The 14740-nt window shown below is 65.1% G+C and carries 15 protein-coding genes and 1 pseudogene; 7 read left to right on the forward strand and 9 right to left on the reverse strand.

Annotated features, from left to right (window positions below; translation table 11 throughout):
- Positions 1-30: 30 nt before the first annotated feature.
- Positions 31-855, reverse strand: a complete 825-nt coding sequence (gene ttcA, locus EWH21_RS16845) for a tRNA 2-thiocytidine(32) synthetase TtcA (protein ID WP_037053173.1) — start codon at positions 853-855, stop codon at positions 31-33.
- A 101-nt stretch (positions 856-956) separates the two neighbouring features.
- Here ttcA and EWH21_RS16850 point away from each other — a divergent pair, with 101 nt between their 5' ends.
- The 3 genes from EWH21_RS16850 (at position 957) to EWH21_RS16860 (ending at position 2981) form a co-directional block, all read left to right on the forward strand.
- A complete protein-coding gene (locus EWH21_RS16850; RefSeq protein ID WP_047590731.1) occupies positions 957-1550 on the forward strand; it encodes a DNA-J related domain-containing protein in 594 nt (197 codons plus the stop codon).
- 167 nt (positions 1551-1717) lie between these two features.
- Positions 1718-2317 (forward strand): Yip1 family protein, encoded by a 600-nt coding sequence (locus tag EWH21_RS16855; protein WP_037053175.1) that lies wholly within the window; start codon positions 1718-1720, stop codon positions 2315-2317.
- A gap of 169 nt (positions 2318-2486) precedes the next feature.
- Positions 2487-2981, forward strand: a complete 495-nt coding sequence (locus EWH21_RS16860) for a SprT family zinc-dependent metalloprotease (RefSeq protein ID WP_179554608.1) — start codon at positions 2487-2489, stop codon at positions 2979-2981.
- 37 nt (positions 2982-3018) lie between these two features.
- Here EWH21_RS16860 and EWH21_RS16865 read toward each other — a convergent pair whose 3' ends face one another.
- Both EWH21_RS16865 and EWH21_RS16870 read right to left on the reverse strand, forming a co-directional pair.
- Positions 3019-4200 (reverse strand): CaiB/BaiF CoA-transferase family protein, encoded by a 1182-nt coding sequence (locus EWH21_RS16865; protein WP_277698890.1) that lies wholly within the window; start codon positions 4198-4200, stop codon positions 3019-3021.
- A gap of 91 nt (positions 4201-4291) precedes the next feature.
- Entirely contained in the window at positions 4292-5431 is a 1140-nt protein-coding gene (locus tag EWH21_RS16870; protein WP_047590734.1) for an acyl-CoA dehydrogenase family protein, read from the reverse strand.
- 165 nt (positions 5432-5596) lie between these two features.
- Here EWH21_RS16870 and EWH21_RS16875 point away from each other — a divergent pair, with 165 nt between their 5' ends.
- Together EWH21_RS16875 and EWH21_RS24005 are read left to right on the forward strand one after the other, a co-directional pair.
- Complete coding sequence (locus tag EWH21_RS16875) at positions 5597-6595, forward strand: AraC family transcriptional regulator (protein WP_037053181.1); 999 nt, start codon at positions 5597-5599, stop codon at positions 6593-6595.
- A gap of 142 nt (positions 6596-6737) precedes the next feature.
- Positions 6738-6816, forward strand: a pseudogene (locus EWH21_RS24005) (VOC family protein); the annotation flags it as partial.
- 10 nt (positions 6817-6826) lie between these two features.
- Here EWH21_RS24005 and EWH21_RS16880 read toward each other — a convergent pair.
- The 4 genes from EWH21_RS16880 to EWH21_RS16895 all read right to left on the reverse strand — a co-directional run bounded on the left by EWH21_RS16880 (position 6827) and on the right by EWH21_RS16895 (position 10852).
- Positions 6827-8209 (reverse strand): ATP-binding protein, encoded by a 1383-nt coding sequence (locus EWH21_RS16880; RefSeq protein ID WP_037053187.1) that lies wholly within the window; start codon positions 8207-8209, stop codon positions 6827-6829.
- Complete coding sequence (locus EWH21_RS16885) at positions 8206-8883, reverse strand: response regulator transcription factor (protein WP_047590736.1); 678 nt, start codon at positions 8881-8883, stop codon at positions 8206-8208. The genes EWH21_RS16880 and EWH21_RS16885 overlap by 4 nt, the downstream gene beginning before the upstream one ends.
- 219 nt (positions 8884-9102) lie before the next feature.
- Positions 9103-10275, reverse strand: a complete 1173-nt coding sequence (locus EWH21_RS16890; RefSeq protein ID WP_277698891.1) for an MFS transporter — start codon at positions 10273-10275, stop codon at positions 9103-9105.
- A gap of 100 nt (positions 10276-10375) precedes the next feature.
- Positions 10376-10852, reverse strand: coding sequence for a TlpA disulfide reductase family protein (locus tag EWH21_RS16895; protein WP_167494311.1), 477 nt, complete (start codon positions 10850-10852; stop codon positions 10376-10378).
- Positions 10853-10882: 30 nt separating this feature from the next.
- Here EWH21_RS16895 and EWH21_RS16900 point away from each other — a divergent pair, with 30 nt between their 5' ends.
- Together EWH21_RS16900 and EWH21_RS16905 are read left to right on the forward strand one after the other, a co-directional pair.
- Complete coding sequence (locus EWH21_RS16900) at positions 10883-12289, forward strand: hypothetical protein (protein WP_037053192.1); 1407 nt, start codon at positions 10883-10885, stop codon at positions 12287-12289.
- 114 nt (positions 12290-12403) lie between these two features.
- Complete coding sequence (locus EWH21_RS16905) at positions 12404-12796, forward strand: hypothetical protein (RefSeq protein WP_037053193.1); 393 nt, start codon at positions 12404-12406, stop codon at positions 12794-12796.
- Positions 12797-12844: 48 nt separating this feature from the next.
- Here EWH21_RS16905 and EWH21_RS16910 read toward each other — a convergent pair whose 3' ends face one another.
- Positions 12845-13045 carry a hypothetical protein gene (locus tag EWH21_RS16910; RefSeq protein ID WP_277700629.1) on the reverse strand — a complete coding sequence of 67 codons (201 nt, stop codon included), beginning with the start codon at positions 13043-13045 and terminating at the stop codon, positions 12845-12847.
- 372 nt (positions 13046-13417) lie between these two features.
- The gene (locus EWH21_RS16915) at positions 13418-14635 is read right to left on the reverse strand and encodes a YihY family inner membrane protein (protein ID WP_277698892.1); all 1218 of its coding nucleotides are present in this window, start codon (positions 14633-14635) and stop codon (positions 13418-13420) included.
- Between the last annotated feature and the right edge of the window lie 105 nt (positions 14636-14740).

Genomic DNA, 14740 nt, shown 5'->3' on the forward strand with positions numbered 1-14740 from the left:
ATCGGTGAAGCGTGATCCACCCTACGCCGGCTACAGGCTCATCACATCGAGAAAGCGCGGGGTGGCGCTGTCGTCGATCTTCAGGCTCCTGAAGTCGAACAGGTTGCGGTCGGCCAGTTGCGACGGGTGCACGTTCTGCAGGGCGCGGAACATGATCTCGACACGGCCGGGGCTCTTGCGCTCCCACTCCTGCAGCATCTCCTTGACCACCTGGCGCTGCAGGTTCTCCTGCGAACCGCACAGGTTGCACGGGATGATGGGGAATTCCTTGAGCTGGCTATAGGCCTCGATGTCCGCCTCGGCGCAGTAGGCCAGCGGGCGGATCACCACGTTGCGGCCGTCGTCGGAGAGCAGTTTGGGCGGCATGGCCTTGAGCGTGCCGCCGTAGAACATATTGAGGAAGAAGGTTTCCAGGATGTCGTCGCGGTGGTGCCCCAGCGCCATCTTGGTCGCACCGATCTCGTCGGCGTAGGTGTACAGCGTGCCGCGACGCAGGCGCGAGCACAGCGAGCAGGTGGTCTTGCCCTCGGGAATCTTCTCCTTGACCACCGAGTAGGTGTCCTTCTCGATGATGTGGTACTGCACACCGATGGATTCCAGATAGGCCGGCAGCACGTGCTCGGGGAAACCGGGCTGCTTCTGGTCCATGTTCACCGCGACGATCTCGAACTTGATCGGCGCCACCTTCTGCAGGTACAGCAGCACGTCGAGCATGGTGTAGCTGTCCTTGCCGCCGGACAGGCAGACCATCACCTTGTCGCCATCCTCGATCATGTTGAAATCGGTGATGGCCTCGCCGGCCAGGCGGCGAATGCGCTTCTGCAGTTTGTTCTGGTTGACCGAAAGGGTGCCCATGGTGCGTCGAAATCCGAGGGGGTGGGAACGAAAGCGCGACATTTTACGCACAATGGCGTCTCGCCCCTACCCCACCGGCAACGAAATGCTAGGCTCGGCCGATGAATGACGACCTAGACCCCACTCAGGACCTCGCCGAACAGGTGCTGCAATTGCTGCAGGCCGCTCCCGAGGGGCTTGCCGAGTACGCGCTGATCCAGCAACTGAAAGAGCGCCACAGCGGCCATATCCCCAACCTGCCGCTTGCCGACAAGCTGGTGCTGTTCCGCACCCATTTCCTGCTGTTCAACGCCCTGTATCGCCTGCGCGAACGGCTCTGGCAGCAGGGCAGCCACCTGCTGCAGATCAGCCCGTTGTGCATTCGCCTGCTGCCGTACGAGCCCGGCGCCGCTGCGCTGAGCGAGCGTGACGAGCTGCGTGACTACTACCTCGACATGAGCCAGCTGCGCGATACCGACGAGCGCGACGTCGAACGCCTGCTGACCAGCTTCTGGACGCGCATGCAGGGTGGCGACGAGAAGCAGGCCGCGCTGGAGCTGTTCGAACTGGACGACGAGCGGGCCCTCGACCTGCCACGGATCAAGCAACGCTATCGGCAGATGGTCAGCCAGCACCACCCCGACCGAGGCGGCAGCACAGAGCGGTTGCAGTCGATCAACCTGGCGATGGAAATTCTAGAGCGCTATTACCGCTGACCCAGAGAGAGCGATTTGCTCTAAAGCCAGGCACCACGCCTGCTCCAGCCCCTGCCTATACTGCGACATAAGGTCGCATTGATTCGGCTTGGTCACCCGGTGGCGCTGCCCATGCGCGCCGGGCGTCCGCGGGGGGCGACCGTCATAAGAATGAGGAGGTGTCTGGCATGATCCACCACGTTTGGGGGCTCTTCACCCATCCCGACCAAGAATGGCAAGAAATCCGTGGCGAGGAAGAATCCATCAGCCACATGTACCTGACCCACGTGCTGATCCTCGCGGCCATCCCCGCGATCTCAGCCTACATCGGCACCACCCAGGTCGGCTGGGCCATCGGTGATCGAGCGCCGGTGATGCTCACCGAAGGCAGTGCGATGGTGATGACCATCATGTCCTACCTGGCCATGCTCGCCGGCGTCGCGGTAATGGGCGCCTTCATCCACTGGATGGCGCGCACCTACGATGCCAATCCCAGCCTGACCCAATGCATCGTCTTCGCCGCCTATACCGCGACCCCGCTATTCATCGGCGGCCTGGCGGCCCTGTACCCGCACCTGTGGCTGGGCATGGTCGTGGGTACGATCGCCATCTGCTACACGGTCTACCTGCTCTACGTCGGCATACCGACCTTCATGAGCATCCCCGAGGACGAAGGCTTCATGTTCTCCAGCTCGGTGTTGGCGGTCGGTCTGGTGGTACTGGTGGCGATGATCGCCAGTTCGGTGATCCTCTGGGGCATGGGCGTCGGCCCGGTCTACACCAGCTAGCGCGGAAGCGCTTCGACAGCAAGGGCCGGCAGCGATGTCGGCCCTTCTTGCATCTGGGCCACCATTCGTCGGCCCGGAAGGCGGCACCTGGTCCGCAGGTCCGGGCAACTTCGCCGTATCCCTGGCGCTTGCGGCATAATCCCCCGTCGAACCGCAGCCGCTACCTGCCATGCCCGAACAGATCCATGCCCGTGTCGAAGCCTGTTACCAACAGGCCGAGGCCTTCTTCAAGCAACCTTTCCCCCGCCCGCAGATCAGTTTCAAGCTGCGCGGGCAGAAGGCGGGCGTCGCCCACCTGACGGAGAACAAGCTGCGCTTCAACCTGCAGCTGTACCGGGACAACCATGAGGACTTCCTGCGCCAAACGGTGCCTCACGAAGTCGCCCACATGATCGCCCACCAGCTGTTCGGCCCACGCATCCAGCCGCATGGCGAGGAGTGGCAGCTGATCATGCGGGGCGTCTACGAGCTGCCGCCGCATCGCTGCCACAGCTACGAGGTCGAGCGCCGCAAGGTCAATCGCTTCATCTACCGCTGCGGCTGCACGGACGGCGAGTTCCCCTTCTCGGCACAACGTCATGCCCTGGTCGCCAAGGGCCGCCGCTACTATTGCAGGCGCTGCAAGGTGACGCTGACCTTCAGCGGTGAGCAGCGCCAGGAGTAAGCAGAGCGCCTCCGCACGCGCAACCGCCCAGCGCGACTCAACCGAACACGCGCGCCTCGCGCAGCGCGGCGATCCGTTCGGCGTCGTAACCCAGCTCCTGCAGCACCTGCTCGGTGTGCGCGCCGACTGCCGCGCCGACATGCCGGGGTGGCGCCAGGCCGTCGGAGAATTTCAGCGGGCAGGCCAGTTGCGCCTGCGCCGGCAGCCCCTCGCGCGGCACCTCGACCACCAGCTCACGGGACCTGATCTGCGGATGCGCCACCGCCTCGGAGAGGGGCAGCATGGGCTCGACGCAGGCATCCAGCGCGGCGAATACCTCGCTCCATTCGGCGAAGTCGCGCTTCTCGATCTCGATCTCGATCTCGCGCTTGAGCGCACGCTGGTCGTCAGCCTTGGGCGAAAGCCCGCGTGCCGCCAGCTCGGGACGACCGATGGCGGCGCAGAACTGCTGCATGAACTGTGGCTCCAGGCTGCCGACCGAGAACCAGCGGCCGTCGCGCGTGCGGTAGTAGTCATAGAAACTGCCGCCGTTGAGCGCCTGATTCTCCATGTCCGGCTCCACAGCGGCGCCCAGGTAGCCTGCGCCCGCCATGCCATGCAGGCTGAAGGCACAATCGGTCATGCTCACGTCGACCTGCTGGCCCTGGCCGCTCACCTGGCGCTGCACCACGGCGGCAAGCAGGCCGATCACCCCATGCAGCGAGCCGCCGGCCAGGTCCGCCAGCTGGACGCCCAGCGGCAGCGGGCCGCTGTCGGCACGCCCGGTATAGCTGGCGATGCCGGCCAGTGCGAGGTAGTTGATGTCGTGCCCGGCGCGATCACGATACGGCCCGCTCTGGCCATAACCGGTGATCGACACGTAGATCAGCCTCGGGTTGATCGCCTTGAGCGCCTCGTAGCCGACGCCCAGCTTGTCCATCACACCGGGGCGAAACTGCTCCAGCACGATGTCGTATTCACGCACCAGCTGCTTGACTACCTCGACCGCCTCCGCGCGCTTGAGGTCGAGGGCGATGCTGCGCTTGTTGCGGTTCAGGTAGGCGTGGCTGGTGGAGGTACCGCCATCGTGCGGAGGCAGTACGCGCACCAGGTCCATGCGCGTCGGCGACTCGACGCGCAGAACGTCTGCGCCCATGTCGGCGAGCAGCAAGGAAGCGAAGGGCCCTGGCAACAGGGTGGAGAAGTCGAGAACCTTCAACGAAGACAGTGGGCCGCTCATGGCGTCTCCTGATAAGTGACCGGTTGGCCGACGCGGCGGCAGCGTTCATACGCCCCCGCAACGCCGATGCGCTGATCGCTCCTGCGCGACCTTACAGCTTCATGCCACGGCTGATGATTTCCTTCATGATCTCCGACGTACCGGCGAAGATGCGCTGGATGCGCGCGTTCGCGTACATCTTGCAGATCGGATACTCCCACATGTAGCCCCAACCGCCATGCAGCTGTACACCCTCGTCGACGACCTTGCCGAGCAGCTCGGTGGTGAACAGCTTGGCCTCGGCAGCCACTTCGGGGCTGAGCTGCTTCTGGTTGTGGTCCATCACGCAGCGGTCGGTGAACACCTGCGCCACGTCGATCTGCGTGCGCATCTCGGCGAGCTTGAAGCGAGTGTTCTGAAAGTGCGCCACCGGGCGACCGAAGGCCTGGCGTTCCCTGACGTACTCGACGGTCGCCTGCAGCGCCGCCTCGGCCCCGGCCACCGCGCCACAGGCGTTGGTCAGGCGTTCCTGGGCCAGCATGTTCATCAGGTAGAAGAAGCCGCCCTTGGCGTCACCGAGCAGATTCTCCTTGGGCACCTTGACCTCGTTGAAGAACAGTTCGGCGGTGTCCTGGCTGTGCATGCCGAGCTTCTTCAGCTTCTTGCCGCGCTCGAAACCCGGCATGCCACGCTCGACCAGGAACAGGCCCATGGCGTGCTTGTTGGCCGGATCGGTCTTGGCCGCGACGATCACCACGTCGGCCAGGTAACCGTTGGAGATGAACACCTTGGAGCCGTTGAGCAGCCAGTGATCGCCCTTGTCCACCGCCGTGGTGCGCATGCCGGCCAGGTCGGAGCCGGCGGCCGGCTCGGTCATCGCCACGGCCAGGATGGTCTCGCCACGGATGATGCCTGGCAGCAGACGCGCCTTCTGCTCGGCATTGCCGTATTCGGCGATGTAGGGGCCGCACAGCGCCGAGTGCAGCGGAATCATGAAACCGGGCTCGTTGATGCGCGCCAGCTCCTCGCACATGATCTGCTCGTAGCGGAAGTCCTTGAGCCCCGTGCCACCATATTCCTCGTCCGCCCAGGGCAGCAGGAAGCCCATCTCGCCCGCCTTGCGCCACACGCTGCGATCCACCACTCCGGCCTCCTCCCAGGCCTCCTGATGGGGCACCACCTCCTTGTCCAGAAATGCCGCGAAGGCATCGCGAAACAGGTTGTGTTCGGTGTCGAAATGAGTGCGCTGCATGGGGCGGGTCCTCCGCTGTTTTTTATGAACCAGAGGGTAAGTGCCGCCCCGCTGCCCCCTCAATGACCCATGCGCTCAGCCTGAATTGACCCAATCGCTCGGCTGGCTTGCCGCCGCGAACGCCAGCCGCCTACCATCGGTGCCCCTCGACCTTGGAAAGCCAGCATGCGCGAACGCACCATCGCCAGCCACTTCGTCCGCGCCGCACTGCGCGGTGCCGGGCGCCGCGGCCTCGCCTGCGACGCGCTACTGCGCCAGGCCGGGATCCAGCCGGCGGTGCTGGTGGAACCGCGTGCACGCATCGCCCCCGAGCAGTTCGCCCGGCTGATGCAGCTGCTCTGGGAGGCACTGGACGACGAGTACCTGGGCTTCGGGCGCCAGCCCAGCAAACGCGGCACCTTCGCCATGATGGGCCACGCCATCATCCATTGCCGCAGCCTGGAGAAGGCCTTGAGCCGTGGCGCCCTGTTCTATGGCCTGTTCCCGGATGCACCGAGCATCCACCTGCAGCGCGAGGGCGACTGGGCGCGGCTGAGCGTGGACGACAGCACGCTGTGGGACCCGGATCACTTTCTGGTGGAAAGCCTGCTGGTGATCTGGCACCGTCTCGGCAGCTGGCTGATCGGCCAGCGCATCCGCCTCGAGGAAGCCACCTTCGCCTACCCCGAGCCGGAACATGTCGCCGAGTACGAACTGCTGTTTCCCTGCAGCCGTCGCTTCGCCGCCGGGCAGACCAGCCTGCTGTTCCATGCCCGCTACCTGGCCATGCCGCTGCTGCAGGACGAGCGCACCCTCAAGCAGTTTCTCGAGCACTCCCCGGCCGATCTGCTGGCACGCCCCGACGGCGGTGACAGCCTGATCAGCCAGATTCGCCGCCTGCTCGGGCGCGACTGCCGTACCTGGCCCGACCTCGAGCAGGTCGCTCACCAGTTGCACACCAGCCCGCAGACCCTGCGCCGTCACCTGCGCGAGGAAGGCACCAGTTTCCAGGAACTCAAGGACCACCTGCGCCGTGACCTGGCGATCTATCACCTGGGCCGCGACGAACTGGCCATCCAGGACATCGCCGAACAGCTGGGCTTCTCCGAGCCTTCGGCATTCCATCGGGCGTTCAAGAAGTGGACCGGGCTGACCCCTGGCGCCTATCGCGCCCAGGAGGGCTGACCGCCACGGTACGACAGGAGCGCGCCCATGCGACCCCGTATCAGCGTCATCACCCTTGGCCATGATCTGGCCAGCGCGGAAGAGGTCGATACACTCATGGCGCAGGCGCGACGCTCGTAAAACCGGCGCAGGCCACCTTCTGGGGCGGGTATGCCGGCTACTTCCAGGACCCGGATGGGCATCTCTGGGAAGCGCTGTGGAGCCTGCAGTGGACTGACTGAGGCATGCGCCTCAGTCGTACAGGCGCACCCTGAAACAGGCGCCGCCCAGTTCGGAATCCTCCAGGCTCAGCTCGCCGTCGTAGCTCTCGATGATGTCCTCGACCACCGCCAGGCCGATGCCCTGCCCCGGATTCTGCGCATCCAGCCGTTCGCCCCGCTGCAGCACGCGCTCACGCTGATTCTGCGGCACGCCGGGGCCATCGTCCTCGATGGTGATCAGGCAGCCGTCGAGCAACGGCTGCACGCTCACCCGCACCCGCTGCAGGCACAGCCGATAGGCGTTCTCCAGCAGGTTGCCGAGCAGTTCCATCAGGGCACCACGTTCCATGGTGACCTGGCTGTGCTCGGGCACCTCCAGCGTCGCCTCCACCTGCTTGTCGAGATAGACCTTGTCCAGCGAACGACACAGGCCTTCCAGCAGCGGCCAGATCTGCTCGCGATGGCGCACCAGGCCGCTGCGCCGCAGGCTCGCACGCTGCAGCTGGTAGCCGACCTGCTGGCTCATGCGCTCGATCTGCGCCTGCATCAGTTGCGCCTGCTCGCGATTGCCCTCCTGAACGGCCAGGGTCTCGCCGATGCCCTGCAGCACGCTGAGCGGCGTTTTCAGGCTATGGGCGAGGTCTTCGAGCGAGTCGCGATAGCGCTCGCGCTGGCGCCGTTCGCTGTCGAGCAGACGGTTGAGGGAATTGGTCAGGCGCAGCAGCTCGCGCGGGTGATCGTCGCTCAGGCGCTGGCGCGTGCCCGCCTCCACGCCGTCGAGTTCATCGCTGAGCCCGCGCAGGCTGCGAAAGCCCCAGGTCAGGCCGAACCACAGCAAGCCGAGCAGCACCAGCAGGGCGATGCCCAGCCACAGGCGCAACTGCCAGGCGAAGCCGTTGAACAGCACCTGATATTCACGCGTCGGCTGCATGGTGACGATGCTCAGCGCCGTTTCATCGCCGCGCAGCAGGTCCACCTCGATGTCGTAGACGAAGTACTCATGGCCACTGTCGTCACGGATACGCGCGAATTCGTGGCCCTGGCCGTCATAGTGCGGCAGGTAGCGCACCAGCTCGTCGATGGACGAGCGCGAACGCCAGAGCAGCGTGCCGTCCCGGTCGAAGATGAACCCCAGCAGATGGGAATCGAGGTTGTCGAACTCCTCGTCGGGCATCTTCTCCGGCATGTGCAGCTCGCCATCGTGGATGCGCGCGGCCGAGATCAGCGCCGCCGCATCGGAGGCCAGGCGTTTCTCCACCGTCTGCTCCAGGGCCATGAGGAAAACGCCCTGCAGCACCGGCATCAGCGACAGCATGAACAGCATCGCCAGGGCCGCGCTGGCCAGCATCAGCCGCAGGCGCAGCGAGCCCAGGCGGATGCGCAGCTTGCGCAGGATGCTGCGCAGTCGCTTCACTTGCAGCGCTCGTTGAACATGTAGCCCTGCCCACGCACCGTCTCGATCGGCTTGCCGTCCAGCAGCGCCTCCAGCTTGCGCCGCAGACGCCCCACCAGCACCTCGATGACATTGGGGTCGCGTTCGTCGTCACCCGGATAGAGCTGCTCCATCAGGCGTTCCTTGGCCACCACCTGCTGGTGATGCAGCATGAGGTACTCGAGGATGCGGTACTCGTAGGCCGTCAGCTGCAGGGACTGCTCATCGACGCTCGCCTGCTTGCGGTTCAGGTCCAGTACCAGCGCACCGGCCTCGATGGTCGACTTGGTGAACCCCGACGAGCGACGCAGCAAGGCATTCAGGCGCGCCTCCAGCTCCTCGAACTGAAACGGCTTGACCACGTAATCGTCCGCCCCGCAGGACAGCCCCTCGACCTTGTCCTGCCAGTTGCCGCGTGCGGTGAGGATCAGGATCGGGAAATGCTTGTCCTGGCTGCGCAACTCCCGAATCAGATCGATACCGCTCATGCCCGGCAGGCCGAGATCGACCAGCGCCAGGTCATGATTGAACGACTCGGCACGGTACAACGCCTCTTCAGCCGTGCGCACGGCATCCACCACGTGCCCGTTCTCGCTGAGGCGAGTGAACAGATGGTGACGCAGCAGCGCCTCATCCTCCACCACCAGCAACTTCATGTTCTTCTCCCTTCTACTCAAGACTGCGAAGGCCGGGCAGATACCCGGCCAGATAACGAAAAAGTCGGCGACAGCCACAACCGCTGCCGGTAGCGAAGCGCCACGCCAGGGTTGCAGGCCTTGGCGCGGCCATCAACGACTCGACGCCAAGCCTGCGGGAAGACTACTGAACAGGCGCTGAACCTTCCTTGAACACCTACTGAATGAGCGCCAAACAGCCTAGAGGCGTCGCACCAGGACAGCCGCCAGCACGAACAGCATGGCCAATACGCCGAGCAATGCCAGCCAGCCGGCATGCTCCCAGACATACCCTCCACCATAGCCAACCACACTGGAGCCCAGGTAATAGGCACACAGATAGAGCGCCGATGCCTGCGCCTTGGCGCCCTGCGCATGAGCGCCGACCTGACCGCTGGCCACCGCATGCGCGGCGAAGAAGCCCAGGGTGAACAGGGCCAGCCCGACGACCACCGCACCCAGCCAGGGCCCGACGCACAGGGCCACGCCCAGCAGCATCAGGGCGATGCCCCCGGACAGCACCTGACGCGCACCGAAGCGCGGCACCAGCCGCCCTGCCCAGCCGGCACTGAAGATGCCCAGCAGGTAGACCGTGAACAGCAGGCCGATCACCGTGGCCGACAGGTTGAACGGCTCGGCGGCGAGGCGAAAGCCCACGTAGTTGAACAGCGCGACGAAACCGCCCATCAGCAGGAATGCCAGGGCGAACAGCACGCGCAGGCGTGGGTTGCCCAGGTGCAGGATGAAGTTGCGCAGCAGCCCGCGCAGCGACAGTGGCTGGGCGGAGAAATGCCGGGACGGCGGCAGCAGCCAGAGAAACAGCAGCAGCGCCAGCAGGCCCAGCAAGGCGATGCCGCCCAGGGCCCAGGACCAGCCGCCAAGGTCGCTCAACAGCCCCGCGAGCAAACGCCCGAGCAACCCACCCAGGGCCGTACCGCCGATGTACAGGCCCATGGCGGCGGGCAGCGCCTCGGGATCGAACTCCTCGCCGACATAGGCCATGGCCAGCGCCGGCAGGCCACTCAGGGCCAGGCCCAGCAGGGCGCGCAACAACAGCAGGCTGCTCCACTCGTCCACCAGCGCACAGGCCATTCCCAGCAGTGCAGCGAGCCCCAGTGCAGCAGCCATCACCGGCTTGCGCCCCCAGCTTTCCGCCAGGGCGCCGGATACCAGCAGGCACAAGGCCAGGCTCAGGGTGGTCAGCGACAGGGCCAGGCTGCTGCTGGCCGCCGAGACGCGAAAGTGCACAGCCAGCAGCGGCAGCAGCGGCTGCACGCAATAGAGCATGGCGAAGGTGGCGAAGCCGGCGCAGAACAGCGCCAGGGTGGCGCGCCGGTAACCGGCGCTGCCGCGAACGAGATGGGGTGCGGACATCGGGCAAGCTCATGGAACACGGCGCAGGTTCGGCCGCGACAAAAGCTTAGCATGCTATCTATCACTGCGACTGCTCGTCGCAGTGCTTTTTATCGGTGCGTCACTCCTCGCGCAGGCGTTGCAGATGCGCCTGCAGCCCCGCCGAGGTCTGCTCGCCGACCAAGCGCTCACGCAACCTGCCCTCGGGATCGACGATGTAGGTCGCCGGCAGCACATCGTTGTGCGGCAGTTCGAAACGCGCTGCCGGGTCCTCGGCAAGCACGGTGAAACGAATGTCGAAGCCATCCGCAGCACGCTTCAGCGCATCGCCCTGCAAACCATCGAAGTTGACGCCGATGACTTGCGCCGACTGCGTTTCCAGCGCCTTCGCCAATGCATTGAGCTGGGGAATTTCCGTGCGGCAAGGCGCGCACCACTCGGCCCAATAATTAATGACCAGCCACTGGCCATCCAGGCTGTCAGCCGTTACCTTTCGTCCATGCTGATCAGGTCCGAAATCTTCGCTGCAACCGGCCAACACTAGACCGGCGCAAATACCCAGAACAGCCTTGCCGACAATCCGGAGCCGTAAGCCCATGTACTCGATCCTCGTCCTCTCGGGGTTGATATGACGCTGGATGCCCTGCGTCTGGAAGTACCGGACATCCGCGAGGACAGCAGTGTATCGCCAGCGGAGATCGTCGAACGACTCGCCGCCGCGCGCCTGCTCGAAGCGGAACACGGCCTGCAGCAAGTGCTGGGCCTGCTGTTCACGCTCAATCGCAGCGGCCTGACCTTACTGGAAAGGCAACGTGCGCTGCAAAGCTTCAGTGACGAGTATCGCCACTACGCCGGCCTGGCGAACCGCCAGCCACCGCCCAGCGCGCTGTTCGTACGCCTGTGCGGCGAGCTGGCGACCGGTTTCAAGCGCCTGCTGCTGCAGATCCTGCAAGGCCGCCAGCCATCCCTGCCGCACCTGGCCTGGTGCCTGTACATGGCCCAGCACTTTCTCGCACAACAGCTGCTGCGCCACTACCAGCTGTATCAGGAACCGCCCGCGGCCCTGTGGCGCGACAGCCACCTGCTGTACTGGATCGGCGAGCACCAGCAGTGCCTGGACGAACCGGTCGCGGCGGCCTTCGAGCCCAAGCCGGCCAGCACCCTGCGCGGCCTCTACCAGCAGATGCTGCTGTTGGCGCAGAGCAACCCCTTTCACCTGGACGAAGGTGAGTGCCTGACCCTGTTCAGTGCGCTCGCCCCGCTCGCGGCACTGGCCAGGCTGCTGCCCTGGGACGAGGAAGACGAAGCCGAGGGCCCGCTGGTCGATCTCAGCGAGTCGCAGCCCTGCCTGGCATTCGAACAGCAGGCCGAGGGCGAGCCGGAGAATCTTCGCCGCTTCGAACTGGGTGCCCTGCTGATCGCCCTGCACGAGCCTGCCCCGCTGCAGAGCGGCCAGGAACGTCAGCTGCTCGAGCGCGTGCGCCAGCATTGGCTGACGCGCCAGCAACGTCGCCATGAACGTGCCGAGCTCGACGGCCAGTGCAGCCTGGTGGTCGGGCTGCCGGCCATTCACGCGCAACTGCTCGACAAGCTGCCGCAACGCACCGAGGCGCAGATACTCGACGCCAGCCCCGGCGGCGCGAGGCTGCTGTGCAATGCCAACGAAGGGGGGCAACTGCAGGTCGGGCAACTGGTGCTGCTGCTCACCTATGGCACGCCCACGCTGGCGCTGGTGCGCTGGCGCCACCTCAACGCCGAAGGCCTGCACCTGGGCCTGCGCTACCTCAAGGGCCTGCCGCGTCCGGTGTGGCTGCGGCGGGCGCCCAACGCGCAAACCCACCCCGGCGTGCTGCAGAGCACCCCGGCCCCTGGCAACGGATGGCATCACGGCCTGTGGCTGCCCAACGGCCAGTTCGCCACCGGAGAACACCTCTGGCTGCAACTCGCCAGCGTGCACAACCAGGCCATCCTGCCGCTGCCCGAAAGCAACCTGGGAACCTCGTCGGTCACGCGCCATCCTTTGCGTCTGGCTTGATACACAAAAGTGCGATCCCAATCACGCATCCTGTCTGTCGAGCGCACAGTTTCGTCACGCGAGGGCTGCTTATAATTCTTGGCACTGAAGTCTCAACCTGCCTGGAATAGCATCATGTCCCAAGCGCAAGACAAGCTGATCGGCTCCGTACCCTCACGCATCGTCGACGTCGCTCGCCTGGTGGTCACGCCCTACGAGGGTCGTGTGGCCGAATACAACGTCGCGACCTGGCTGCAACTGCCGGGCCTGGCCAACCTGCCGGTATCGCTGCTGGTCAGCTACCGCGACGGTGACAAGCGCCGCGAAGTGAATGTCGACCACGGCAAGGTCAATGCCCAGGGCAAGATCCTGCTGTCCGGCATCGCACGCATGCCGGTACGGCAGAAAGTCGAAGACATGCAGGTGCGCCTGCGCTCCGCCGTGCCGGCGCAGAGCCTGGTGGTCGAGGAGTTCTTCGTGCAAGCCGTCGAGCAGGCCAGCAGCGAAAGTCGCCAGGCCCTCGCCTGAGGCGAACCGGCAAGACCAGAACCCCGCGCACTGCGCGGGGTTTTCGTTTCAGCCGGAGGAAACCTCCGGATTGGAGGAAGGCTGCTCGACGGCCGGCTCCGCAGTCTGCGGCAGATTCTCGGGGGCGACCTGTTCGAGCAGCGATTCGGGCCAGCGCGCGAAACGCAGCCCGGTGATGCGGTTGAGCCGCTCCAGCGCGTCCTGCGGGTCGCGTCGATGGAGATGGATTACTTTGTTTCTGCCAGTCATTCCTGCATGCGTCCTTAGCGATCCCTGCCCTGCTGGCAGTTCGATAGCAACTGAAACTGCCGTTGCCAGAAACATGCCAGCCCTGTGTATCACGCCGTTACTCGGCGTCACGCCTGCTGCATTGATGAAAGCACGGAGTAGTGACGCCGCAAACTGACGTTTTTTGTCACCTGCCATCCCTGGCGGTGACCCTCCGGGCCGTCGCTACGCGACGTCAAGCATTTCTCCCGGAAATCCTTTGTCACCTGCCATCCCTGGCGGTGACCCTCCGGGCCGTCGCTACGCGACGTCAAGCATTTCTCCCGGAAATCCTTTGTCACCCGCCATCCCCGGCGGTGACCCTCCGGGCCGTCGCTACGCGACGGCGTGCGCTCACTCCTTGCCCGGTAACCAGAGCGCCAGGCTGATACCGAACTGTTCTTCGCGCTCGTTCTGCAGGTGCTCGAGGCCCTTGCACAGGCTCGGGTACCAGGGCTCGTCGAGCTGAGCGGGCAGCTGCGAGACGTTCGGCAACGGCCATGGGCTGAGTTCCAGCAACTGATGCAGGGTGAAGTTGTGCAGGTCCCGGCAGAGCACCCAGCCCGCATTACCGACCTTGCATGCCAGGTGCTCGCGTTCGAGAAAGCTCAGCACCTCGGCCCACTGATCCTCCGGCAAACGCCAGCCGGCGCGCTGCAGGTCGCCGTGGTGCAGCGCTTCGCCCTTCTGCTGACGCTTCAACAGCAAGCGCAGGATCACCAGCAGGATCAGCGCCTTGGCGATCGGTTCACGCCGCCAGTGGCGAGGCTGCGACAGGCCGTACACCAGCTCGGCACCCAACAGCACGATCAGCCAGGACAGGTAGATCCACACCAGAAACAGCGGCACGGTGGCGAACGCCCCGTAGATCAGGTGGTACCCGGGGAACAGGCGGACATAGAGGCCGAACAGTGCCTTGGCGACCTCGAACAGAATCGCGGCGAACAGCCCGCCGAGCAGTGCATGGGGCAAGGGAACCCGCGTGTTGGGTACCGCTGCGTAGAGCAGGGTGAAGGCCGCGATACTGGACAGCAGCGGCGCGAAGGCCAGCAGGGTCTTGGCTCCCAGCACGGCATCCGGCCCGGAAATCAGCGCCAGCGAGGCGATATAGGTGCTCACCGCGAACCCCGCGCCAAGCAGCAAGGGGCCCAGGCTGAGGATCGCCCAGTAGAGCAGAAAGCTGGACATCCCGCGACGCGGCTGACGCACGCGCCAGATCACGTTGAAGGTCTTCTCGATGGTCACCAGCATGAGAAAGGCCGTCACTGCCAGCAGCCCGACGCCGAACCAGGTCAGCTGGCGCGCCTGGGTGGTGAACTCGCGCAGGTATTCCTGCACCGTCTCGCCGGTCGAGGGCACGAAATTACGGAAGATGAACGCCTGAATCTCTTCGCCGACGCCCTGAAACGCCGGAATCGCCGACAGCATGGCGAAGGTCACGGTCATCATCGGCACCACGGCGAACAGCGTGGTGTAGGTCAGCGCCGCCGCGTTACCCGCCCCACGGTTCTCCATGAAACGCTGGTACAGACTCAGCCAGAACCCCAGCCAGTCCCTGAGATGACGCTGCATGACCTCTCCTTAGCCTTCAAACCTGAACAGACCGTGCGCCGCGAGAAAAGGTCGCACCCGAGTCACCCGGTGGTTTTCGTGCATCCGCGCACCAGGCGGTTAGAA

Origin of the sequence: Pseudomonas sp. REST10 (genome assembly GCF_029542605.1) — a bacterium.
In the GTDB taxonomy this organism is placed as follows: Bacteria; Pseudomonadota; Gammaproteobacteria; order Pseudomonadales; family Pseudomonadaceae; genus Aquipseudomonas; species Aquipseudomonas khazarica.